21 protein-coding genes are annotated in these 24,657 nt (G+C 45.8%); 9 read left to right on the top strand and 12 right to left on the bottom strand.

The features are described from left to right. Positions 1-81 precede the first annotated feature (81 nt). The 5 genes from AC27G9_RS11335 (at position 82) to AC27G9_RS11315 (ending at position 7,617) form a co-directional block, all read left to right on the top strand. Positions 82-1,197, top strand: coding sequence for a hypothetical protein (locus tag AC27G9_RS11335; protein WP_487074217.1), 1,116 nt, complete (start codon positions 82-84; stop codon positions 1,195-1,197). A 76-nt stretch (positions 1,198-1,273) separates the two neighbouring features. Further along, on the top strand, positions 1,274-1,663 hold the full coding sequence (locus tag AC27G9_RS11330) for a hypothetical protein (RefSeq protein ID WP_487074215.1): 390 nt from the start codon (positions 1,274-1,276) through the stop codon (positions 1,661-1,663). An 81-nt stretch (positions 1,664-1,744) separates the two neighbouring features. Next, a complete protein-coding gene (locus AC27G9_RS11325) occupies positions 1,745-3,040 on the top strand; it encodes a TolC family protein (RefSeq protein WP_487074213.1) in 1,296 nt (431 codons plus the stop codon). 1 nt (position 3,041) lies between these two features. Next, entirely contained in the window at positions 3,042-4,523 is a 1,482-nt protein-coding gene (locus AC27G9_RS11320) for an efflux RND transporter periplasmic adaptor subunit (protein WP_487074211.1), read from the top strand. Further along, positions 4,513-7,617, top strand: a complete 3,105-nt coding sequence (locus tag AC27G9_RS11315) for an efflux RND transporter permease subunit (protein WP_487074209.1) — start codon at positions 4,513-4,515, stop codon at positions 7,615-7,617. The genes AC27G9_RS11320 and AC27G9_RS11315 overlap by 11 nt, the downstream gene beginning before the upstream one ends. 20 nt (positions 7,618-7,637) lie before the next feature. On the opposite strand, the gene AC27G9_RS11310 is transcribed toward AC27G9_RS11315, so the two are convergent. The 4 genes from AC27G9_RS11310 to AC27G9_RS11295 all read right to left on the bottom strand — a co-directional run bounded on the left by AC27G9_RS11310 (position 7,638) and on the right by AC27G9_RS11295 (position 10,827). Then, positions 7,638-7,979 (bottom strand): 5-carboxymethyl-2-hydroxymuconate Delta-isomerase, encoded by a 342-nt coding sequence (locus AC27G9_RS11310; RefSeq protein WP_487074207.1) that lies wholly within the window; start codon positions 7,977-7,979, stop codon positions 7,638-7,640. Positions 7,980-8,053: 74 nt separating this feature from the next. Continuing rightward, on the bottom strand, positions 8,054-9,244 hold the full coding sequence (locus AC27G9_RS11305; RefSeq protein WP_487074205.1) for a flagellar assembly protein T N-terminal domain-containing protein: 1,191 nt from the start codon (positions 9,242-9,244) through the stop codon (positions 8,054-8,056). Between the two features lie 6 nt (positions 9,245-9,250). Then, entirely contained in the window at positions 9,251-10,003 is a 753-nt protein-coding gene (locus tag AC27G9_RS11300; RefSeq protein ID WP_487074203.1) for a flagellar basal body L-ring protein FlgH, read from the bottom strand. Further along, entirely contained in the window at positions 10,000-10,827 is an 828-nt protein-coding gene (locus AC27G9_RS11295) for a hypothetical protein (protein ID WP_487074201.1), read from the bottom strand. Before AC27G9_RS11295 ends, AC27G9_RS11300 begins: the two co-directional genes overlap by 4 nt. Before the next feature lie 423 nt (positions 10,828-11,250). Between AC27G9_RS11295 and AC27G9_RS11290 the strand changes: the two genes are divergently transcribed. Then, positions 11,251-12,156: a LysR family transcriptional regulator gene (locus tag AC27G9_RS11290; protein ID WP_487074199.1), complete on the top strand. Its 906-nt coding sequence runs from the start codon at positions 11,251-11,253 to the stop codon at positions 12,154-12,156. Between the two features lie 226 nt (positions 12,157-12,382). On the opposite strand, the gene yaaA is transcribed toward AC27G9_RS11290, so the two are convergent. Continuing rightward, positions 12,383-13,159, bottom strand: a complete 777-nt coding sequence (gene yaaA / locus AC27G9_RS11285; protein ID WP_487074197.1) for a peroxide stress protein YaaA — start codon at positions 13,157-13,159, stop codon at positions 12,383-12,385. A gap of 193 nt (positions 13,160-13,352) precedes the next feature. Between yaaA and tal the strand changes: the two genes are divergently transcribed. From tal to AC27G9_RS11270, 3 genes are all read left to right on the top strand, one after another. Beyond that, positions 13,353-14,312: a transaldolase gene (gene tal / locus AC27G9_RS11280; protein WP_487074195.1), complete on the top strand. Its 960-nt coding sequence runs from the start codon at positions 13,353-13,355 to the stop codon at positions 14,310-14,312. A 134-nt stretch (positions 14,313-14,446) separates the two neighbouring features. Further along, positions 14,447-16,096 carry a glucose-6-phosphate isomerase gene (gene pgi / locus AC27G9_RS11275; RefSeq protein WP_487074193.1) on the top strand — a complete coding sequence of 550 codons (1,650 nt, stop codon included), beginning with the start codon at positions 14,447-14,449 and terminating at the stop codon, positions 16,094-16,096. A gap of 220 nt (positions 16,097-16,316) precedes the next feature. Then, positions 16,317-16,493 (top strand): DUF3545 family protein, encoded by a 177-nt coding sequence (locus AC27G9_RS11270; RefSeq protein WP_487074191.1) that lies wholly within the window; start codon positions 16,317-16,319, stop codon positions 16,491-16,493. A 108-nt stretch (positions 16,494-16,601) separates the two neighbouring features. Here the strand turns inward: AC27G9_RS11270 and ung are convergent, their stop codons facing one another. From ung to AC27G9_RS11235, 7 genes are all read right to left on the bottom strand, one after another. Further along, a complete protein-coding gene (ung, locus tag AC27G9_RS11265) occupies positions 16,602-17,255 on the bottom strand; it encodes a uracil-DNA glycosylase (protein ID WP_487074189.1) in 654 nt (217 codons plus the stop codon). 2 nt (positions 17,256-17,257) lie between these two features. Then, on the bottom strand, positions 17,258-18,547 hold the full coding sequence (thrC, locus tag AC27G9_RS11260; protein ID WP_487074187.1) for a threonine synthase: 1,290 nt from the start codon (positions 18,545-18,547) through the stop codon (positions 17,258-17,260). Between the two features lie 11 nt (positions 18,548-18,558). Then, positions 18,559-19,521 (bottom strand): homoserine kinase, encoded by a 963-nt coding sequence (gene thrB, locus AC27G9_RS11255; RefSeq protein WP_487074185.1) that lies wholly within the window; start codon positions 19,519-19,521, stop codon positions 18,559-18,561. 1 nt (position 19,522) lies between these two features. Beyond that, a complete protein-coding gene (thrA, locus tag AC27G9_RS11250) occupies positions 19,523-21,988 on the bottom strand; it encodes a bifunctional aspartate kinase/homoserine dehydrogenase I (RefSeq protein ID WP_487074183.1) in 2,466 nt (821 codons plus the stop codon). 491 nt (positions 21,989-22,479) lie between these two features. Beyond that, positions 22,480-22,935 (bottom strand): DoxX family protein, encoded by a 456-nt coding sequence (locus tag AC27G9_RS11245; RefSeq protein ID WP_487074181.1) that lies wholly within the window; start codon positions 22,933-22,935, stop codon positions 22,480-22,482. A 16-nt stretch (positions 22,936-22,951) separates the two neighbouring features. After that, positions 22,952-23,734 carry an HvfC/BufC family peptide modification chaperone gene (locus AC27G9_RS11240; protein ID WP_487074179.1) on the bottom strand — a complete coding sequence of 261 codons (783 nt, stop codon included), beginning with the start codon at positions 23,732-23,734 and terminating at the stop codon, positions 22,952-22,954. Between the two features lie 38 nt (positions 23,735-23,772). Next, positions 23,773-24,642, bottom strand: a complete 870-nt coding sequence (locus tag AC27G9_RS11235) for an MbnB/TglH/ChrH family RiPP precursor modification enzyme (protein WP_487074177.1) — start codon at positions 24,640-24,642, stop codon at positions 23,773-23,775. Between the last annotated feature and the right edge of the window lie 15 nt (positions 24,643-24,657).

The raw sequence follows: 24,657 nt of genomic DNA, 5'->3' as shown, positions 1-24,657 counted from the left end.
AATATCTCCTCGTAGTGCTTGTTTAACAAGGCCTTAGTGTTTATAACTGTATGTATTATGCGAAAGGCTGAGGATGACAATATGCGCCATCAAAGGCCACTATTTAGACATATCAGAAACCACGACGCTTTGTTTACTGAATTGGCTTCTATCCGAAATCAATTCGTAAACGAACACATGTCACTTAACGGTTACCAGTACCATAAAACGCCAAAGTACATGGGCAAAGATGGTAAACGCCTGTGTATAGAACCTGAACGCAGCATCATTATTGCCGACTACGAGCAATTTAAAGGCGTCAAAACGCGATTAAATCAGGCTCTGGACAAATTGACGTTAGTCCCCAAGAGCGATATTGGCTTCCGCTACCCTACTGCCGCAACGGCGGGCTGGGATGCACCTTATATCAAACGTTTTCGCTCGGAATACTTTCATCAAGTCGATGAAGATAGACACATTTGTCGGCCAGTGAATCTATCTTGTGGAATAAAAAGCCGGGGAAAATCGGACAATCGTGAAGAATATGAAGTATGGCTGCCCAATGAGAATATTGAAGCCGACCCTTCCCCTTTATTCATTGATAAATTTGGTGAAGATCTGCCTGAAGATGTGCTCAACTTTGCCTCACAACCACCGATAATTTATGGCTGGATGGGCGTAAAACGCGCGGCATTTGATGCAATTTACTTTGATCCACCGAGATATGGAGACATCGCCATCAACATAGGGTTATCCGTTGACGCATACAATATCGGAGCGCGCCCAGATCTGTCTTATTCCCCCTTGTCTGAGAGTTCTATAGCGGTTGGCAATGCCGAACTCGAATGGGAAGTAATGGGCTACTATGCGCCACGCGGAGCATATCTCAGCCAAGACCAAATTTGGAATGCGATCAATGGCGCTCTCAATCTGATTTCTGGACCATTAGAATCGGACTATGAGAAACAAATACTCCCCTTTGAGTTAAGTAAAACAGAACGAATACTGGACACCATTGCTCAACAAGGGTTCTCCCAGAGCGATATAGAAGCATGGAATCTCAAACCATGGGAGTTTTTGCAAACCGAGAGCACATACCGGCGAAAAGCTCACGACCCTACCCGCACGGTCAACTTACTGGGTAGATTAAATCGCCTCTTCTACCAACCAGAGCATAGACTACCGTCACTGCAAGCATTGCACGATTTAATTACGTGAGTCGATTGAAATCTAATGGACTTTTAACAGGTCTTAAAATCGTGATAATATCGTTAAAGGTAACGATGAGGTAATTGTGGCTAAACCGTTCTCAACTTGGATATTGTGTACAGTACTAGCATTGGGCGCGTTTGTGGCTCAGGCTAAGTCTTACTCAATAGAAAGTTGCGAAATGTCTATGGCATCGACGTCTAGCCTGATGTATGAACACGATGAGATGAATCACCACATGCATATGCAGCACGCGAGCGAAACACTTGATATGCAGCATGGAGAAACGTCTAATCTCAATTGTTGTGGCGATGATTGCCGTTGCGAGTTATCCATCACAAGTGTCGGGCTCCCCAGCCTTTCTGAAGCCTCAGTAGCCATAATCGATCAAATTCCATTACCTGAAATGGCCATCAACGCGCCTTTCTTTAGAACGCAGTCTCTCTATAAACCACCAATAAACCAGCTGACCTAGAACAGATCCGTCTGCTGCTCTCGGTTTGATGAGCACAGTATTACGTTTTTTGATTACCTACACACAGGTTCAGCTACCATTATGAAATTCGTACCGCTGCTATTATCTATAGCGTTAGTGTGCCCGGCCGCACAATCCACAACACTCGAACAGCTCATCGACGAAGCCATTCGCTCTGATGATTTGAATCAACAGCTAGCCCTACAGCAAAAGGCGTTGGCCGAACAAAGTAAAAGTGTGGACACACTGCCCGACCCAACAATTTCCCTGTCGATGGCGAATCTACCAACCGATGGTTTTGATCTCAATCAGGAGCCAATGACACAAGTAATAGTGGGGGTTTCGCAAGCACTGCCCCGTGGTGACAGCAGAGCCATTGCCGCCCTGATAAAACGTAAGGAATCGGCAATAAAGCCCAATGAAAGAGACGTCAGAGCTGCCAAGCTGACGATGCTCATCACTCAACAATGGGCCAAATTAGCCGGGACATCTCGCCAACATGACTTGATCAAAGATGCAAATCAATGGCTGGAGCAACTTATCACGGCAACAGAATCCCGATATGCCAGTGCAAAATCGGGTATCAGACAAAGAGATATACTCGCCGCACAATTACAACAAGCTCAGTTAACACAAGACTCACTAGCGATTGAAACCAGTCTGCAGCAGCAAATCGCTTCATTCTATCAGTGGAGTGCTTTGCCAATACTGACTTCTGACCTAGCCAATACAGAGCTCAACCAGCTCGACGAGACACTCGCGACGACAAGTAAAGGTTTAATCCATCTCAAAGACGAGACGCAGCTGCGGATATTGATGCAACATCCTGAATTCCGAGTGTTAGATAGCGAGATAGACGTATCACGCTATCAAATTCAACTCGCAGAACAAGACTACGCCCCTCAATGGAAATTTAACGCTAGCTACGGTCTTCGCCAAGATGACGACGCCGGGAATAGCCGAGCTGATTTTGTGTCGATTGGCGTTGCCGTTTCAATGCCACTGTTTTCCGCTAAGCGACAAGATTACAAGGTATCCGCACTGCAATATCAAACCGAATCCAAAAAAACGTACAAACGCTTAGTTTTAAGGCAAAAACTCTCAGAATGGAAAACCTTGGCCGCTAGATTGGAAGGGATTCAGCGCAGAGAATTTCAATTTCAAGACACTATTATTCCCCAGTATCAAGATTTGCTGGATAGCCTTACGGCGTCCTATGCCAATGACCGAACTGATTTAACTGAAGTTATCCGAGCCAAAGTGGATTTAGTGGCGGCTGAACGTCAACTGGTCAATTTACAAGTCAGCAAAATTGAGACTATGGCAGCACTGAATTACTTCTCTCCCCAATTACTTACTCAAACTCAGGAACAGTAATATGAAGCCCATTATCTGGTTTATTATTGGTATTGCCAGCGGTGGCCTTGTCGTCTCGCTCCTGTCACAGCCAAACAGCCCCCTTTCTAACGATGCACAAGAGGCTACAACAACGAACGCATCGCCCTTGTACTGGGTTGCACCGATGGACCCTAACTATCGAAGAGATAAGCCCGGTAAATCACCGATGGGGATGGATCTCGTTCCAGTGTACGAACAAACCGACAAAGCGGCGGTGTCCATTTCTGCGAACATCGAGCACCAATTGGGTATCACAACGTCAACAGTGACCAGAGGGATATTACGCGACACCATTCGTGTTTCCGGCAAAGTCGCCTTCAATGAGAATGATATTCACCATTTGCACCCGCGAGTAGAGGGCTGGATTGAAAAGCTATTTGTCAGAGCAAAAGGTGAAAGTGTAAAGGTGGGGCAAGCTCTGTATTCCATTTACTCTCCAGAGTTGAGCAATGCCCAAGAAGAATATTTATTGGCGTTAGACAAAGGCTCTTCAGCGCTAATCAATGCCACACAACAACGTTTGATAGCCTTAGGCATGCCGCGAGTATCATTGCAATCCCTCGAAAAGACGCGAAAGATTCAAGCATCTGTGACGATATATTCCCCCATCAGTGGCGTAGTTGAAATGCTGCCGATCAGAGAGGGATTCTTCGTCAAACCCGATGCGAACATCATGTCTATCGCAGCGTTAGATAGCGTTTGGGTCTTGTTAAACGTCCCTCTTTATTACGAGCAATCATTGCAACTCAACCAGCAAGTCACTATCCAAACGATAAGCTTACCCAATCATCAATGGCGCAGCCACATTGAGTATATCTATCCAACAATTGATGAAAAAACACAGACACTAACGGTAAGGGTGGTTCTCGATAACTCAACCCAGACGCTGAAACCCAATGCCTTTGTCGAAGCCAATATTGATGTGACACACCCTCAAACTGCTTTGCTTGTCCCTACCACTGCTGTAATTAGAGACGGAACTCATGATCGCATTGTCGTGCGTGATGAACCGGGCCAATACCGCTCGATAGACGTCGGCATTGGAATGGCGAATTCCGAACAAACGCAGGTTATAAGCGGTTTACAAGAAGGGCAAAATGTCGTCACTTCTGGCCAATTTTTGATTGATTCTGAATCCAACATCGCTGTCGAGCTAGCCAAACTAGCCGAAGAGGAAGTCGAGAAAGCAAATGACAATACTGCCACTGTAACAGGTACCGTTATCAATATCGATGGTACAACACTGACTATCGCAAGAGGCCCGATAGCAAAATGGGGACGCGGCCCTGCCACTATGAGCTTCAGCTTATCTAGTGATATTTCTATTAGACATATCGCCTCCGGTGACAAAGTCATCTTTACTTTCGTGGCAGACCAAGGTGAGTTTACGATTATCGAGCTCGTCAAGGTTGAGAACCCTACACCGTCAAGCAGTTCACAGGGAAGCCACCATGATCATTAACATCATTCTATGGTCTATTCGTCAGCGTGGACTTGTTGTACTAGCGACACTTGGCGTCATTATCGCTGGTTGGTTTGTTGTAAACCGTGCGCCTGTTGATGCAATACCCGATTTATCCGACGTTCAAGTTATCGTAAAAACCAGTTTCGCTGGGCAGTCTCCGACGGTTATTGAAGATCAGGTTACCTATCCGATATCCAACGCCATGTTGTCTGTACCGGGCGCAAAAGTAGTAAGAGGCTTTTCATTCTTTGGAGATTCTTACGTTTATATCATCTTCGACGAGACAACCGATATCTACTGGGCTCGGAGTCGGGTACTGGAAGTGCTATCGCAAGTCAGAGGGACACTACCATCAGGAGCTATACCCGCACTTGGGCCCGATGCCACAGGCGTCGGTTGGGTATATTTGTATGCACTTGTTGACGAATCAGGTAAACGAGACGCAGCAGAACTAAGACGCTTACAAGACTGGTTTGTCAAACTGGAATTACAAACGGTCAAAGGCGTTGCAGAAGTCGCCTCGGTCGGAGGCATGGTTAAACAATACGAGGTGCAGCTGTCGCCAGAGCGACTCACCGCCTTTAATATCACGCCCCAAATGGCCACACAGGCCGTGCGCAATGGCAATGGAGAAACAGGTGCGTCAGTTATTCAACTTGCAGAAGCAGAATACATGATCAATGTGGATGGCTATATCCAAGATATCGTCGACTTGGAAGACATCCCGTTGCAAACCAGTGAACAAGGCAGTGTGGTTTACCTAAAAGACGTAGCAACGATAAGAATAAAGCCCGCGCCACGCAGAGGTGTCACCGATTTCAATGGCAAAGGAGAAGCCCCTGGCGGCATTATTGTCATGCGTTACGGAGAAAATGCGATTGACACCATCAAGGGTGTAAAAGCAAAACTTCAGGAACTGCAAACCAGTTTGCCAGATGGCATCACCATCGTCCCTGTTTATGACCGTTCCACTTTAATCAACAATACCCTCGATAACTTGTGGAACAAATTGAAAGAAGAAATGTTGATTGTGACCATAGTATGCGCTGCATTTTTGTTTCATTTACGGTCATCTTTAGTCGCCGTTATTGCTTTGCCGGTCGGCATGTTAGTGGCTATGATAGCCATGTATTGGCAGGGTATTACCGCCAATATGATGTCTCTCGGCGGTATCGCGATTGCGCTGGGAGCCATGACCGATGGGGCAATCGTGATGATAGACAATTATCACAAACACCTAGCCCTTGAGCAGAGCCAAAACAAAGACAGATGGCAGATATTAGCGCAATCATGTGCCGAAGTCGGTCCTGCTGTATTCTTCAGTTTGCTAGTCATAACGGTGAGCTTTCTGCCCGTTTTTATGCTCGAAGACCAAGAGGGTAAGCTGTTCTCTCCACTGGCCTACACCAAAACTTATGCCATGGCAGCTGCGGCCGTGATTTCTATCACGCTGATCCCCGTCATATTGGGATACAGTGTGAAAGCACTCCCGTCCTATACCGAGAAAAATCCATTAAATCGGCTGTTTCTCGCCCTTTATCACCCTTTGCTGACGCGCGTGTTGCACTATCCCAAACTAAGTCTACTGGCGGTGCTAGCCCTTTCCCTCTCAGCACTTGTGCCATTGAAACAATTGCAAACCGAGTTTATGCCAGATATCAACGAAGGCAGCTTAATGTACATGCCTACAACCTACACTGGTGTATCAATCAGTGAAGCACGGGATATTCTCCAACTTACCGATAAGCTGATTATGACAATCCCAGAGGTAAAGACCGTTTTTGGTAAAATTGGACGCGCTGAAACGGCTACTGACCCCGCGCCATTGACCATGATTGAAACCTTTATCGAATTAGTACCACAAAGCGATTGGCGTGATGGTATGACAATAGAAAGACTCAAAGCCGAGCTCGAGCAAACGGTGTCATTGCCCGGTTTAACCAATGCGTGGGTGATGCCCATTAAGACACGTATTGATATGTTAACAACAGGGATTAAAACGCCTCTTGGTATCAAAGTATCAGGCAGCGATCTCACGCTCATTACCGACTATAGCTTAGAAATAGAAGCGTTGTTGAATAGCATGCCGGAAACGGTATCGGCTTATGCAGAGCGCGCCGCAACAGGTCGTTACATCAACATTCATATCAAACGCGAGAATAGTGCGCAATATGGTCTGAATGTGGACGATATTCAACAGCATATCAAACTTGCGGTGGGTGGTATGCGAGTATCGGAAGCAGTAGAAGGCAGAGAGCGCTATGGGATTTCACTGCGGTTTGGGCAAACCTACCGCGATACACCAGAACAGTTGGCGAAGCTTCCCATTTCCGCTCCAACGGGTGCCCAAATCGTACTTGGTGACGTAGCTGACATCTCAGTCAGTACAGGCCCAGCAGGAATCAAAAGTGAAAATGCGCGGCAGGCCAATTGGATTTATATCGATTCAGGCAACGCAGACATATCCCAATACATCAGTGCTGCAAACGACCTGTTTCAATCGTCTCTAAGTTTACCGCCTGGGCTTACGATTGAATGGGTCGGACAGTATGAAAGCATAGCTCGGGCAAAAACGAGCTTGAGCTACATCATCCCAATTACCATTGTACTGATTGGGCTATTAATTTATCTGAGTTTCAAGAGAATAACAGAAGTATTGATAGTGCTGGGCACCTTACCCTTGGCTTTAGTCGGTGGTATATGGTTAATTTCGCTCTTACAATTCAAAGTGTCAGTCGCGGTTATCGTTGGTTTTATCGCGTTGGCAGGGGTTGCTATCGAAATTGGCGTGTTGATGTTGGTGTATCTCAATCAAGGTTATGACGCCTTGAAGAGCCGAAATCAACACCAAAGTCTTACCCATCTCATCGATATGACTCAACACGCAGCAAGCCAAAGGCTACGTCCAATTCTGATGACAACAACCACAGTCATTGCTGGGTTACTCCCCCTACTCTTTGCGCAAGGCGCTGGAGCAGAAGTCATGCAACGCATTGCTGCGCCAATGGTAGGCGGTATGCTATCCGCACTATTGCTATCACTTTTGGTGTTGCCCGCGCTCTACATAATCTGGCGACAAGCGAGCCGATAACCCACGACCACTATGAGTGGTTAAAGCACTTGCTTGGCATAACTTGGCGTGTCGATATCGAGAATCTCTACCGACACGTCTACGCCTTTATCAATGCCGTTTGACACGCCTCGCAGAACACGTTGAGATAAGTCTCGCTTTTGTGACTCTGTCCTGCCAGCTAAGATACGAATGCTGACGTGAATAAATCCTTTGTTTCCACTACCAAGCAGAAAATGTTCTACACACAACGCTCTTGTTTTTATTGACACGGCATTAAATAAGCCACTGTCGTTAGCACTTTGATGCACGTTTTCAACCAATGTACTGATACTGATCTGGTCTTCGATTGCGGGGGTGTATTCAATGATACAGTGGGGCATCACGCTTTCTCTGTTATTAAAAAACGTAATGATAACGTTTAAACGCCCATTGCGCTCATAAAACCATTCTCAGGCTACCACTCATGTGATTCATTTTTTCTTGCCCGAGAATGGAAAGTTGCTGGCGAAACCAAATCAAACACTTGCCCTTCCAAGCCTTGCCCTAATCGCTGAGGGGTAATTTTGGCGGTTGTTGCGCTCAGCGCGATAACACTCAATCGCGTGTCATCTCGTAAATTCAAAAACTGTTGCGGCGAAGCTGACCGAACTCGGTAACCCAACGACTGATGCATGGCAAATTCATCGCCAATCTGTAGGCCATCGTGTTTGCCAAGATTAATAATAAAACCATCCGTATGACGAGCAATAATTTGGCCGAGTTGTGGCTCACATTGCATGTTGTCTGTTACATCAACAATGGCATCAGCAATACTCCCCAGGACGCTCCTACCATATGCTGACTGCCAGAATAAACTGCTATTCAAGTCAACGGGTTGATACAAATCGAAGTCCCAATCAGCTTCAACATGATAAGACTCTTCCATGACAATGCGCGATTGAAACACATCCATCACGTACAAACGCATCGTAAAATTGCGCTTGATTTGTGTTTCATCACCTGACCACTGCCGTTCTGTTTGATTAAACAAACTGATATCCCGCAGATACCCAAATAGTACATATTGCGTCCCATACTCCCGTGCTAAATACTCTGCTTTCGCAGTCAGCGTTTGTTGATCGGCGAGTTCGAAAGGAGGCTTGCGCAGCACCACTTGTCCCAATAAATGCGCTTTAAAGCCATAGTTAGACAAATTGATTTGTTGCTCAAACCGTTTACCAACGTGCTGACCAAACGCCACTAACCCGCCGACTTTGGTATGATGGGGGCTTTGAATTACAAATGGGCTAACGAGTAAGTGGCGTCGATACTGTGACGCTTCGCACTGATGAAAAACAGCAAGATCGACGTCGACTATAACTGTCAGCACATTATCTTGAACCTGTTCACTCAACACTTTGACTCGCCGAACCGCCCCTTGAGATTCAACTAAAACCTGGCTGCCTACGATAACACCATTCAATGAAACCTCTTCTGCACTTACCATTGCGCCCGCCATATAAGACGCATTCGCTATGGCATTTTTGATCGTTTGCTCGCGGATCTGTTCCAGCGGTGCATCGCCGATTGGCATACTTGCCTCGCCTGTAAACCACTGAGAAGCAAACACGGGATAAGAAAAGAAAAGTAAAAACCACCAACGCATGACGCCCTACCCTATAATCGACAAAATTTTACTGATCAGCGATTGCGCTTGATTGTCTTTTTGACGCCCAGCCCCACTGTATTCAATCCTAGCGTTGCCCAATTTCGTGGAGCTGATCGTATTTTGTGGAGTAATATCTTGAGAACGCACTTCACCTGTCACACGAATGAATTCTTGACCTTCGTTGAGCGTGATCCATTTTTCACCCGCCACAATCAGATTGCCATTGGCTAAGATATCGCTCACAAATACGTTAATAGTACCCGCCAAAGAATTTTGTTGACGTGTATTAGAATTACTTTGAAACGCGCTATCTTGTTGATGGTCAAGCTCAACGTCGCCACTATTAATGCGCAACGGGCCTGCCGCTAGCTTCAATGGGGCGACATTCAACTCTGCACTATTGGATTTATTGAGCTCTTGCTGTTTGGTCGCGCTTGTTTGTTCTTCTAATACCAACTGCACCATATCACCCACTTTGTAAGCCCGATTTTGAATCAAAATTCCGACAAAATTGTTCGCGTCAAACAGTGAACCGGACGGCACTCTGAGTACCGGCGTCGGCGTCGTTCTGATCGGCGCATATTTGGGATGATCCGGTAACGTCGGCGTCGGCACTTTTTCAATCTTTGTTAGCGCCTTCTTAACGTTGGGCTTTGTGGGCAAGGAGTCTACAACGGATGGCGCTTCAATAACGGGCACGGCACAACCACTGACAAGCAAACTCAAAAGCAGGCACTGGTATTTGATAATTCTCATCGGACACCTCCATTATTAAACGTTGGCGAAGACAAGCCGGCAATGGTGTCATCAGGTTGCGGCGCCGTTGATGTGACTGGCGATTCTGAATTGGCCTCATCAGACATCATTGAGTTAAACAAATCGGTAGCAAAGTTCACCGCGTTACCCACCAGCGATTCGCCACTGAGTTGCTCGGTCGCAATATTTACCGCCGAGATAGCGAGCCCCGCTGGACCGTAGAGCATGAAACTCCCTGCCAGTGATGAAAATGCATCGACCGTATTATCGCTCACTTCTTGATAGACATCGGAGACGATCGGGATATGATTCAGTACATTGACGGCATCAAAGACGTCATCCATGCCAAATCCATCATCACCGAACGATATATCTAGAATCGACTCTCCTAAGCTTTTTTCTGATGCCGTATCGCCAGTCATAGTGTCATCAATGGAAACAAGGTCAGTTTGTTTTTGAACCTCTGTCTCCACTTGAGTTTGAACTGGTGATTGATACAAAGAAGCGGTAAGCGCTTCCAGTAAACTGTTTTGAAACAAGTTCACGAGTTCTGGCGAAATTGACTGATTTTTTGGCGCATTATCAAGCGCCGTTGATATCGCGTGATTAACAATATTCGAAAGCGGTGCGCTAGTAGCTGCGCTCGCAGCTTTGCCGACTTGATTAGTATTGACGCTATCAGTGGTAGGCGTCGCCTCGTTCAACCCATCATCAGAAGCAAATTGCGATAGCAAATTGGTAAAGAAGCTCTGAGTTTGATTCGGGCTGGGCTTTGTAGCAGAAACAGTATTGTGAATCTGATTAGGGGAAGCTGAAATCTCCATGACACACCTTAGTCGTTGGCTATTTGCCAATCAATCTAGCCCCAAAGCGCTAATTAAGATGTATCGTATTTTCGATCTTGGTGTTTGGGAATTCTTTACAAGACCCCTTCAATGAGGCGGAACTGCTTGCCTCACGATGGGTACAGAGTTTACTCAAAGACGTAAGTATTGCGTAAGCCTTATTGAGTTGAATGGCACCAACTGCTAGTCTTTGTGCCTGAGGGTATAAGGCGTCTGTTACTTCACGGTGTTGATGATAACTTGGCGTTTGGTAGTGACTTTTGCGAGTTGAGGTCGCAAAACAAAAGCAAATTATCTTGGTTAAAAAGGTTATCGGAACGACCTTGGCAAACTTTAGATTTTTTTGATCCGACACAGCAAAACAGGAAGTTGATGCTGAGTTGAATATTGACTACATGACTTATGACCCTTGACCAATTGAGGGCGTTCGAAGCCGTTGTAAAGCACGGTTCAGTTCGAGCGGCCAGTCAACACATGCACAAATCTGCACCATCGATCAGTACGGCAATCCGAGCGATTGAAGATAGTCTAGCCATCGAATTGTTCTCGCGAGAGAGTTATCGTCTTGTGCTAACGCCAGAAGGCAGTGCGTTTTATGATAAAGCGCGTCTTGCCCTGCGGTCAGTCACCGAACTCAACGATTTTTCTAAACAAAAATGGCGTAAACCCCCTAGCAAATTTGCTATCGCTGTTAGTCATTTTGTCTCTGAGTCTCATGTCGTGAGCCTTATTGGCCGGCTTAACAAAGCGTTTCCTAATCTACAACTGAACTTGATGACAGAGACTATTGCCAATAACGCCAATGCCATCAACACTGGCACATCTGACATTGCTATTACCCCTATGACGACGGATATTAGCAGTGAGCTAGAATTCAAATATTTGTTTTCTGTCGAACGCATTGCAGTAGCATCTGCACACAGTCCTATCGCTCAATTGCGTCAGCCCTTAAGCAGTGCGGCATTACTGGATGAAACACAACTCGTACTAAAAGACGCAGAACAAAATCCACAGCTCGCGTTTAAGTCTATCATCTCTGGCGCCAGAACATTTCAAGTGAATGACCTGAAAACACAAAAATCGTTAATACAAGCTGGTGTCGGCTGGGGATGGTTGCCAAGGCATATGATCGAGACTGAGCTTAAAAATGGAGAAATGATACTGCTCGATATTGACGGTTATCCTGTTGATACCATTGAGCATTTCTTAGTGAGAAAGTTGGACGTAAATCACGGTGATATATCGCAGCGCATATGGAACGATGCCCATCTAGTGTCGTTCGACGCTATTGACGATGCGATAATGTGAGCATGTAAATACGCCTATATCGCCATGTAAGGAAGTGTTTTCTTTGAGTACATGGCTACCTTAGCGGCCTCTCTCTTGATTCGAAAACCTAGCCAACTGTGATGCAGCAAACCATCACTGTTGCCGCTTGTCTACTGTCAAATATGTCAGGGACGTGCTGCTAAAATACAGGCTTTGTTACTAGCAAAGCCTGTATTCTCAATCATCGAAAATACGCCTTGCCGCCTTACACAGCTTCATCACGTAAAAAGACAAAATCCGTTGGTGAGCTTTGCTCTTCACTAAAGCGATAACCTGCTAGGTCAAAATCTTTGAGCTGTTCAACGTCAGTCAACTGGTTTTGGATGATGTATCGCGCCATCAACCCGCGGGCTTTTTTGGCAAAGAAACTGATAACTTTATACTGGCCATTCTTGAGGTCTTTAAAGTTTGGCGTGATGATCATAGCTTCCAACGACTTTTTCTTGACCGATTTAAAGTACTCGTTAGACGCTAAATTCACTAAGACATTGTCGCCTTGCTCGGCCAGAGCTTGATTCAGTACTTGAGTAATGTCTTCACCCCAATATTGATAAAGGTCTTTCCCTTTATCTGTCGCTAACTTTGTTCCCATTTCTAAACGATACGCTTGCATCAAATCCAATGGACGCAACAAACCATACAAACCAGATAAAATGCGCAAATGAGATTGGGCGAAGGTTACGTCTCGCTCTGATAACGAGTATGCGTCTAGGCCAGTGTATACGTCACCGTTAAATGCGTACATTGCTTGTCGAGCATTGTCGGGGGTAAAAGGACGGCTAAATTCGGCAAATCTATCGGCATTCAATACAGATAATTTATCGCTAATACTCATCAACGACGCAATATCTGCAGGTGAAAGCGTCTTACAAAACTTGACCAAATGGTCAAGTTGATCCAGCATAGCTGGCTGGGTAAAGGTGTCTACCGGGATTGGTGACTCAAAATCTAAGTTTTTTGCGGGAGAGACAACAGCTAACATAGGAACTCCTAACGAAATTTGTTCCAGATTATACCACCTTAGTAACGTTTTCGATCTATACTAGCTGGATTCGATCTGGTTTCATCATCCGGACACAGTTACCCTACACAATAAACAGCATAACAATAATGGCATGTCCGAGAAGGCAGCGTCGTGCTGTTTCATTTTCAACGAAAAAAGATCAGAGAGAGATATGAGCAATCAACTTGAATCTTTGCGTCAGCTAACAACAGTTGTCGCAGATACTGGCGACATCGAAGCAATTAAAAAGTATCAGCCTGTCGATGCAACAACTAACCCTTCTTTGTTGTTAAAAGCAGCGGGACTTCCTCAGTATGCAGAAACGATTGAAAAAGCGGTAGCGTGGGCAAAGACTCAATCGGATGATGCACAACAACAACTCACTGATGCATCTGACAAACTCGCGGTAGAAATTGGTAAGGAAATTTCTGCTTTAATCCCAGGCCGCATTTCAACTGAGGTTGATGCAAGGTTGTCTTACGACACGCAAGCGACCATCGAGAAAGCCGAGCGCTTGGTGCAACTTTATCAGGACGCTGGCGTTGATAAGTCTCGAATCCTTATCAAGATTGCGTCAACTTGGGAAGGCATCCAAGCTGCCGAAGCACTTGAGAAAAAAGGCATTAATTGTAACCTGACACTGCTGTTCAGCTTTGCCCAAGCAAGAGCCTGTGCCGAAGCTGGAGTTTTCCTCATTTCTCCTTTTGTCGGCCGTATTCTTGACTGGTACAAAGCGAGTACAGGTAAAACGGATTACACTGCAGAAGACGATCCAGGTGTAGTATCCGTCTCACAGATTTACGACTACTACAAATCTCACGGTTACAACACAGTAGTCATGGGGGCTAGTTTCCGCAATACAGGCGAAATCATTGCCCTTGCAGGCTGCGATCGCCTGACGATTAGTCCGCAGTTACTTGAAGAGCTCGCCAATCAACCGGGAGAATTAGCGCCTCGTCTAGTTGACAAAGGAGCAACACAGACGCCAGGAGAGAGACTGAGCGAAAGTGGCTTCCGTTGGGACATGAGTGAAGATGCGATGGCGACGGAAAAACTTGCCGAAGGTATTCGTAATTTTGCCGCGGACCAGCGCAAACTTGAAGCGATGCTCCAAGAAAAATTGGAAGCGTAAAACGAAAAATCACAGTTGGATCAGGCGTGGCTATCGATTAACAATTAACTCGAACTTTTTCTCCACGCCTGCTCAACTGAGCATAGGCAATATGTGATAGATCTCAATCCATAGGCCAAAAGACTGGGACAAATATGACGGTATTAACTAGCTTGCCTGCTTGGCAAACACTTTCACAACTATATACAACTGTCGGTGCAGAGCACATGCGTGATTGGTTTGATGCCGATCCAAAGCGCGCCGAAAATATGCAAATTGAAGCCTGCGGCATTCACCTAGACTATTCAAAGAACCGAGTAAATAGTGCCGTTTTGGATGCGCTTTTTGAGCTAGCAGATGCTCAAGGTTTAGCTGCACATCGCGATGCCATGTTTTCTGGAGAGCATATAAACAGTACCGAAGACAGAGCCGTTTTACATACTGCTTTGCGCAACTTCAGTGGCGAGCCTGTTGTGGTAAACGGCACAGATGTCATGCCCGAGGTAGCAGCAACACTTGATAAAATCGAGGCATTTACTCAACGAGTGCATTCAGGTGAACACAAAGGCTGCACGGGTAAAGCGGTAAAACACGTTGTTGCCATCGGCATTGGAGGCTCTTTCCTTGGCCCCAAAATTATGACCGAAGCGTTAAAGCCTTATCGTGATAACACTGTCAAAGTGCATTTTGTCGCCAATGTTGATGGCTGTCACATTCACGATGTTTTATCCGAGCTCAACCATGAAGATACCTTGTTCGTTATGTCGTCCAAGTCGTTTTCTACGCAAGAAACACTGCAAAATACATTGAGTGCGAAGGCGTGGTTTTTAGCACAAGGCGGTACGCAAGAGGACATTGCAAAACACTTTGTTGCCGTGTCTTCGAATGTGAGTGCTGCCACCGAATTTGGTATTGCTCAGGACAATATATTCCCGATGTGGGATTGGGTTGGCGGGCGATATTCACTATGGTCAGCCATCGGTTTGCCTATCTCGTTGGCTTTGGGCTTTGAAAATTTCAAGGCTTTGCTTGAAGGCGCTTATGAAATGGATGTTCATTTCAAAACTGCACCAAACCATGCCAACATTCCGGTGATCTTAGCGATGCTAGGGGTCTGGTATCGTAACTTCTTTGGTGCCCAGTCTCAGGTTTTACTGCCTTATTACCACTATTTACGTGGCCTACCGGCTTATGTGCAGCAGTTAGATATGGAAAGTAACGGTAAATCTGTCACTCAAGATGGAGACGTTGTCGATTACCCTACTGGGCCCATTATTTGGGGAAGTGAGGGCACGAACGGCCAACACAGTTTCCACCAGCTTATCCACCAAGGCAGCGGCATCATTCCAGCCGATTTTATGTTGCCACTGAATGTACCAAACCAAGACGAAACACATCACGCTATGCTGGCGTCAAATTGTTTCGGCCAAACACAGGCGTTGATGCAAGGTAAATCCTTTGAGGACTGCTTTGCAGACTTAGATGGCAAGGGCCTTGACGATGCAACACGCAAGCAGCTTGCGCAGCATAAGACAATGCCTGGCAATAAACCAAGTAACACGTTCCTGTTTGAAAAACTGGATCCTAAAACACTTGGCGCGTTGGTTGCAATGTATGAACACAAGGTGTTTGTACAAGGGGTTATCTGGCAGCTAAATAGCTTTGACCAATGGGGTGTAGAGCTAGGCAAAGTGTTAGGTAATCAGGTACTTGCAGGGATTGAAGGTACGGCAGACAACAGTGCTTTTGATGCATCAACACAAGATTTAATTGCACGATTTAGACGTGCTAATGCACCAAAATAACACATCTACCCTACCAAGCTGTTCAAAAAAGCGCTGAGTTATTCTCTCAGCGCACTTCCCCAAACACCTTGTTGATTGTCATCACAATGTCACAAAATGTTAATAAAAGGTAAATTTACTTATTTTATTTTGTTGTCAGCTGTGGTAAAAAATTAGTCAGAGGGAAATTTATACAATTTACTCTGTGACTGTAGTAAGCGGTAACAACAAGGAGATCTCCGTGGATAATTCCGATCTATTTGCAATGTTAGACATCGAGCAACGTCCAGCAAAAACCAAAAGCAAAAAACGCAAGTGGAGAGAAATCGAGGCGATTCAGGATCGCTTCAAACTAGAGAAAGAGTTAGTCGATATCGACCTAAGTCTTGAACTAGAACTAGATAACCTAGAGAGATAATGAAAAACGGCCACCTCAAATGAGGTGGCCGTTTTCGTTTCTACTCAATGTGGTTGTGAATACGATTCGCTATTGCTTGTCGTAATTGCATAGTTGAATACTGCAGACTTACCACTTGATGGGCGTCTTTCCTGCACTCGTCAAAAGTTGGTTAGTTTGCAAAAAGTGGTCACATCCAAAAAAACCTCTGTGCGCTGACAATGGCGAGGGGTGTGGTGCCTCTAGTACAAAGTGGCGGTCTCGATTGATGAGTGCGCCCTTTTTCTGCGCATGGGCTCCCCACAAAAGAAATACGACCTGATTTGTGTGTTCGTTGAGCGCAGCAATAACCCTGTCTGTGAAAGTTTCCCAGCCCCACCTGGCGTGGCTGTGTGCCTTACCCTGTTCAACCGTAAGTACAGTATTTAACAAGAAGACCCCTTGCTGAGCCCAATGTATCAGGTTGCCAGACGAAGGAATCTCAAAATCAGCGACACTGTTTTCCAACTCTTTATACATATTACGTAAAGAGGGGGGGATCTTTACGCCGTCTTGTACCGAAAACGCCAAACCGTGAGCCTGAGCTGGCCCGTGGTATGGATCTTGTCCCAATATTACCACTTTCACCTGATCCAATGGTGTGAGTTCGAATGCGGTAAAAACCTGTTCAGAGGGAGGGAAAATAGTCGTCCCGTTCGCTCTCGCCTGACTTATTTTCTGTTGCATAGACAAAAAATAAGGGGCAGATTTTTCTGCCCCTAGCAACGTTTCCCACGATGCCATAGCTAGGCGTCTTTGAGTAAATCAAACATATGCGCTTTCAGCGCTGCATAGTCGGCAGGTAACTCTTGCGCCAGACTTTCTTTACCCGCAACATCAGCCAACGCTTGAGGCAAGCTAATAGGTTGCCCCAGTACATTTTCTACTGTCTCGCGAAACTTAGCTGGGTGGGCTGTCCCTAAGAACAAGCCAGTTTCACCAGGTTCTAAGTCATGACTAACCGCGCGGTACGCAATCGCAGCATGGGGTTCACTCGTATAACCTGCTTGTTGCAACTGACGCATTGCTAATTGCGTGTATTCCTCATCAACTGACTCACCTTTTAAACAGGCTTTGTCGATATAACCCTGTTCAATCAGAGCTTCGATTCTTGGCCAATTATTCGGTTGGCTTACATCCATAGCATTAGACATGGTTGCGACAGTCGCATTCGGAGCCCACTCACCTGTTTTCAAATAACGCGGTACAGTGTCATTGGCATTCGTTGCTGCAATGAAACGCTTAATCGGCAGACCCATAGATTTGGCGATCATTCCCGCTGTTAAATTACCAAAATTGCCTGATGGCACTGAAATAACCAGCTCGGCTCGCTTTTCCGCTGGCAATTGAGCCACGGCTTCAAAGTAATAACAAACCTGCGCTAACAATCTACTGATATTAATCGAATTGGCGGAGTTAAGGTGTAAACCCTCTCTCACTTCAGGATCATCGAAAGCCGTTTTTACTAATGCTTGGCACGCATCAAAGTCACTTTCAACCGCGACGGTATGAATGTTGTCGCCCAGGGTGGTAAACAGCTTTTCTTGAAGCTGACTGATTTTTCCTTTAGGAAACAAAATGACGACGTTAATATTATCGATACCATGAAATGCGTGAGCCACTGCTGCGCCCGTATCGCCTGATGTGGCAGTGAGAATAGTAATCGGTGAACCGTCGCTAATGGTCGATAAACACTGGGCCATAAAACGGCCACCAAAGTCTTTAAACGCAAGTGTAGGACCGTGGAAAAGTTCTAGGCTGTATATCTCTTCTGTAACGGCTTCTACTTTCGCTGGGAAGTTAAAGGCATTTGCCACGACCTCATCCAAAACCGATTGTTCAAGCTCGTCACCGATCAATGTCGAAAGCACCTTCTGACTGCGTTCGACAAACGGCATTGCCAACAGACTGTCAATATCATCAAATTCTGGGATCGATGTGGGGAAATACAACCCCTGATTCTGCCCTAGGCCGCGTTTTACTGCTTGTGCAAATGACGCCTTGTCACTTGCGACTTTTAAATTTACCAATTCCACGTTTTTATACCTTAAACTTGTTCTTTTGCTGTAGCGCCTTCCAAAGGAACGCGACAAATGTGGCTAAAGCCATCTTCATTCTGTATATAGTTGTCATTCAACCACGCTTGTACTCGCTGCGCTACCGCTAGGTCGTCGCACACGGCAAAAACTGTTGGGCCAGAACCAGAAATCCCAAACGCCAATGCCCCGGCTTCAACACTTGTCGCGCGTGCCTCTTCAAACCTAGGTAGCAGTGATTTTCGATATGGTTCGGCGATAACATCTTGCATTACCGATGCCGCCAATGAGGCATCATTACTGTGCAATGCATGAACAAAAATACCTAACTGACGACCGAATGTCAGGGCTGTTGATAACGGGATGTCCTTCGGCAGTATGTCTCTTGCTGCTGCAGTCGATACGCTGATACCAGAATAACAAGCTACCCAGTACCAATTTGACATAACGGGAAGAGACGCGGTTACTGGCGAGTCTTGCCCTGTCATCAGTGTCAGGCCACCTAGATAGCAAGGCGCGACATTGTCATAATGAATACTGCCACTGATTTGCCCCTCTAATTCGCCCATCATCATTAAGAGCGCATCTTGCTCAAAAGGAGAGCCAAAATGGGCATTCAACCCATGAAATGCAGCGACTATGGAGCTGGCACTTGAACCTAAGCCACTGCCAATAGGCAAATTTTTTTTAAGCTCAATATGTACTGGTGAAACAACCACGCCAGCCGACTTCGCTTGTTCGGCAAAATAGTCATAGCAATGAGTGACGATATTTGTCGCTGGATCTTGTGGCAGTTTATGAGCAAAAGGCCCAGATACCGTCAAGCCATATCGTTGCGCATCTTCGATAATCACTTCATCACCCAACACGCTTCCATCGATAGGCTCCAGCGCAGCGCCTAACACATCAAAACCAAGACTGACATTACCTATCGAGGCTGGGGCGTATGCAAAGGTTTGCTTTTTACTACTCATACTAGTGACCTACCTGTTTCCACGGCATGGTTCTCAAGATATCTGCGAATACTCCAGCCGCCGTCACTGTAGCGCCAGCGCCATATCCACGAATCACAAACGGAATAGGTTGATAATAGTCACTATGAATCGCCAACGCATTCTCACCATCTTTTACTGCCGCAAGCGGGTGTTCAGCAGGCACTGACTGGATACTAACTTTACACTGTGTGCCTTCAATACTACCAATATATCGCAGCACTTCTCCACGTTCAGCGGAGGCTTTGACTTGAGCCTGAAAGGCACTATCTAATTCGGGTAGCTGCGTCATAAACTCTTCAATTGATGCTCCCTCGGCAAAGCCCTCCGGAAGAACTGACTCAATGACAATGTCCTCAAGCTCCAATTCCATTCCCGCCTCTCTTGCCATGATCAACAATTTGCGAGCGACATCCATACCACTGAGATCATCTCTCGGATCGGGCTCGGTGTAACCGTTATCTCTTGCTATCGTTGTTGCTGCAGAAAGGCTCATACCTTCATCCAGTTTACCAAATACATAAGACAAACTTCCCGACAAAATACCCTCAAACCGATGAAGTTTATCACCCGCACTGAATAGCTTTTGTAAGTTATCAATTACTGGCAAACCGGCTCCAACCGTTGTTTCATAAAGATATTGACGGTTCGTGTTTAGGGCTGTTTCTCGCAACGAGCGATAGTAAGCCATCGTATCGGTATTCGCTTTTTTGTTTGGCGTAACAACGTGAAAACCATTTTCCATCATATCGACATATTGCGCCGCAATACTTTCGTTGCTAGTACAATCTACGATAACAGGGTTGACCAAGCTATTTTCGTTAACGAAAGATTTCAATCTTTCAATTGAAAAAGCATCGGTACTTGCCGCTAATGCAGGTTGCCAATCGCTGTCGATAGCAATGCCGTCTTTGTCGAGCAGTAGTTGGCGAGAATTGGCCAAGCCGTAAACGCGAACTTGAATATTACGCTCTAGCAGCGCCTGCTGCTGCTTAGCAATCTGGCTCAGCAACTCAGCACCGACCGTACCGCATCCAATCATAAAAATATCAATCGCGTGCTTATCTGAGAAAAAATTCTGGTGAATCACTTTCACCGCTTTCTTCGCTTTTGCACTCTCAATCACTGTTGAAATCGAACGCTCTGACGAGCCTTGAGCAATGGCGACATTGTTGACTCTAGCTTGAGACAGCGCATTGAAGAATCGTGCTGCTAGGCCTTTGGTATGTCGCATGCCATCCCCAACAAGGGTAACGATAGCCAAGTCTTTTCGCACTTCAATCGGATCAAGTAAATGATTTTGCAACTCGAGAGCAAACGCGTCTTCAAGTAACGACAATGCTCGCTCCTCATCCTTACTGTGAATACAAAAACTAATGCTGTATTCAGAACTGGACTGGGTGATCAAACAAATAGAGATATTCGCGTTCGACATCACTTCAAATACCCGTGATGCCATGCCTACCATCCCTTTTAAACCAGGACCTGCGACATTGAACATTGCCACGTCATCTAACTGAGAAATACCTTTAACACTTGTCCATACCGTGCTCTTTTCGTTACTGATTAATGTACCTGGAGCACTCGGGTTAAGTGTGTTTCGAATTAGGCATGGAATATGGTGCTGAGCAATAGGGCCAATCGTTTTTGGGTGCAATACTTTGGCACCGAAATAAGACAATTCCATCGCTTCTTGATACGTTAATTTATCAAGTAAAACAGCGCCCTCAACTTGGTTGGGATCGGCATTGTAGACACCATCGACATCCGTCCATATTTCACAGCATGACGCGTCGATACACGCGGCCAGAACGGCAGCAGAATAATCCGAACCATTGCGTCCTAGCGTGACTTTCTCGCCGTTTTCATTTGCTGCCACAAACCCGGGCATGATCAACAGCTGGCTGCCATCGGATATCACGTCGTCAAAACGCGCCTTCGACAATGCCACATCGGCAATACTGTCTAGGTATTCTCCTTCGGCAACAACGTAATGTGCAGGGTCAATGATGCGATTTTCAATGCCTTTAGATGACAATATTTCACTAAATAATGTGACACTGATGTATTCACCAATACTTAGGATACTGGCTGCCACTGAGTCTGGCGCGGTTGACAATAATGCCATCCCGTCTAATTGTTGCTTCAAACGCGCAAGTTTATCGTCAATGAACGCTTTTACTTTATCACTATTAAAGCCATCGAGAGTGTGTCCCAATTCCGCTGAAATGCCACTCACTGTATCATTCAACTTATTGAATAGCGGGCTAAAGTCCTCGCCACGCTCTGCTTGTTCACAGAGTAGAGACAAGGCATTTGTTACTCCCTTTGGAGCAGATAATACGACAGCCGCACCGTCGGTTTGGTGGGTATCGACACTAATCTCGGTCACGCGAAGGTATCGCGTTGCATCGGCCAGAGATGAGCCACCAAACTTTAAGACTTTCATGTATTGCTCCTTTGTTCACCAATCAGCATATTTGCCACAAATTCATGCAAAAAAAAACCCGCTCTGAGTTAGGGCGGGCTTTCGTTGTCTTTTGCATTTTACGCACTAGCCAGCGACCGCCCTAAAAAAGGTGGTAATCATCATGCCGGTGGTGCTAATAATCGTTTTCATAGCGTCAATTTGCCGTATAGACGTCTATATGTCAACCATCATTTCATGAATTCTTTATTTCAATGCAAACAAAATATACTAAAGGCAACAAAGATATGAATTTTTGTCCGCGATTTAAGGCTTTTTTGGGATAAAAAGGTTAAACGAGTGAAAAAATAGCCAATTTCATAATTTCACCTTTTACGAAAGTAAAGGTGGTCGAATGAGTGAGCGTGGAAAGGAATTGAAAAAAGTCCAATAGTAGTACTGAGACCTATGATGAGGGGCATACATCTCAATACTACTTTGGACTTCACTGCGTAAGACGTTTAGCAATCTGCTTATTGTGGTAGCGCATTGCGTTTGATCAATCGGTCAAGGCTGAAAGTACCACCGCCATAGATTGCAACTTGGGCCATAAGAACGCCCCAAAGCACATGTAGATACAAAGCGGCAGCAGGCATTTCACTCAAACTCAACACTGCCACAACGTTAACAACAAAAAGCGCTATGGCTGAAAATCGGCTCGCCAGCCCCAGAGCCAAAAGCACTGGAAAAACAATTTCACCGAAGGTGCCTAAATATGCGGCAAATTCGAATGGTAAGAAAGGCACACTGTACTCTTCTTCGAATAGGAACAGTGTCGTATCCCAATCCTGTAGTTTCACTAGACCCGCTTTGAAAAATACGTTTGCAATATACAAACGAGCCAATAGCGCGCCTACAGATTGTAGTTTGTTTAAACCCCAGACCCCTTTGGCATAGGGTATGGATAACTTTTGAATTAAGGCTGTCATTACCTTTCTCCTAATATCAAATATTGTTGTTACGTCGGGCAATACCAATTACCCAACCCTCCTGAATGGCCTTTTGCAGCCATCCAGCAAAATCAAAATCTGGAAATTCACTGAGTAGTTGTTCAAGAGACCAGCCCTCTTGTACTTTTGCTAGCCAAGTGAACTCTGCCTCGCTGAGCCCCACGACGTTTGGTAAACCATCTCGCTGTGCGACGGTGAGAAGTTCGCAGTTCGAGGCCTGCTCAACAACCAAGGCTAACTCGCCGTGAGACGGCAAATACTTCGGGTCAAATGGCCGGTGCACTGTGCGCAACTGATTTATCGGAAAATCGCTTTGCAATGTTGTTAACGACGGCGATAGCAACAGATAGATTTGCGTCAAATCTTCGTGTTCTAACAAGGTTAAGGAGTCGACGTCCAATGAGACTTCCGCCATCTTACCAACCGTGTGAGTGAGCCATTCCAACTTCGCCATATCCGCTAAGTAGGGATGCGTCGTATGCAAAGGTGTGCGCTCGATAAGTTCGCTGAGCATCTCTCCCCACTCTGCCCAATCCCCTTTTTGTGGTGGTGATAGAGATAGTAACTTCGTCGCCAAAAATGCCATTGCATCATCGCCAATCATTTTCGCTATGACCGGATAACTCAGAGATAAACTGCGTTTTGCCGTTGCCAACATGTTGTTCCGATAAACAGCCAAACCTTTGCGTTTTGCTTGTGTTAGGTTATCGAGAGACAAGTCACCTTTTACCATTTGCATAAATTGCGTTTGGAAATGCGATATATCTGTTGCAGCCATTGCTTTCTCCAACTTCAATGAATTCGTTTCAATACTGGTTAAACCGACGCCATGATGGCTCTTGCTTTGTCTGCTTCTGACTTCAGAACTGCCCATGAAGGCAGATCATTGTCCCATTCGATCAGTGTTGGTTTTGGTCCCATTTGCGACATCACCACGCGATATAACTGCCAACACATATCGCTTACTGGTTGGCTATGATCATCAACAACCAAGGCATCGCCCTGCACAGAACTAAAACCCGCCAAGTGAATTTCACCGACGACGTCAGCAGGAATTTTGGCAAGCCAGTTTTTTGCTATGTCCAAGGGGTGTCTGGTATCAAAATTAATGGCATTGACGATTAAGTTATTGAGATCCAACAGTAAACCAGCGCCTGTTCGCTTGGTAAGCTCAACCAAAAACTCGTTTTCATCGATAAAGTCCTTATTACGGGGCACATAACTCACAATGTTTTCCACCAGGATTTGTCGTCCCAATTGGTTTTGCACTCGGTCAACATTGTTAGCGATGACGTCAAGGTGGGCTTCATCAAACTTCAACGGCAGTAAATCCCCTGCGTGCATCACTTGGTTCCCCTCACCTGTCCAACAAAAACAAGCGTGATCAGACACCAATAAAGGTTCGATTTGCTGTGTAAGACGTTGAAGTCGCGCCAAATAGCCTGAATCAATACCCGCCCCAGAGCCCAAGCCCATTGCTGTGCCGTGCAAGCTAATAGGAATAGTCTGTTGAAGCTGAGACAAATAGCGTGATATTACTCCGCCTTCAGCGAAAAAGTTTTCACTATGCACTTCAACAAAATCGATACCAGATGTCTCTTCCAACACGTCCTGGTAATGTTCGGAGCGCAGTCCAACACCAACAAGACCGGTATCATGGTGCGTTTGTTTTGGAAAATGAGACATCTGAATATCCTCTAG

Source organism: Alteromonas sp. 5NS40-0096 (assembly GCF_057544385.1).
The sequence above is the reverse complement of the archived record's forward strand: the minus strand, read 5'-3'. Positions and strand labels throughout refer to the sequence as shown.